Source organism: Neisseria sp. P0021.S007 (assembly GCF_051956855.1).
Map to the genome: position 1 here is coordinate 1 of NZ_JBQCXA010001553.1, position 463 is coordinate 463.

Genomic DNA, 463 nt, shown 5'->3' on the forward strand with positions numbered 1-463 from the left:
TCTATATAAAACAAAAATATTTTTATATCTTTTTAATTTATAAAAATTTTATAAGATTTCAGCAATTTGTTTGGCTGCACGTTTCGCATCCAACAAAATCAAGCCCAATTTACCGCTTTCTTTTGCCATCAATACCAACACTGCATTTTCACCTGCTTGACTCAACAGAATATAGCCATTTTTACCTTTAACCATTACCTGATCCAACTCACCGCAAGCCAACTCATGTACGGAACGATTGCCCAATGCCAAAAGCGTTGCCGACATCGCACCTACACGGTCTGCATTCAAGTGGGAAGGCAGCATGGTTGCGATCGGCAGGCCGTCTGTAGAAATAACTGCAGAGGCAGTGATATCCGCAGAAGTATTGTTCAAATCGCTTAATACAGAGATTAATAGTTGTTGCATAGTCGCTCCATTCTAAAATAAATATCGGTCAGGCAAAAATCAACGGCTGCCGTAT

At 39.7% G+C, this 463-nt stretch carries 1 protein-coding gene; it reads right to left on the reverse strand.

Annotated features, from left to right (window positions below):
- Window positions 1-48 precede the first annotated feature (48 nt).
- Complete coding sequence (locus ACTHUR_RS20215) at window positions 49-408, reverse strand: roadblock/LC7 domain-containing protein (protein ID WP_070460119.1); 360 nt, start codon at window positions 406-408, stop codon at window positions 49-51.
- Window positions 409-463: the final 55 nt, after the last annotated feature.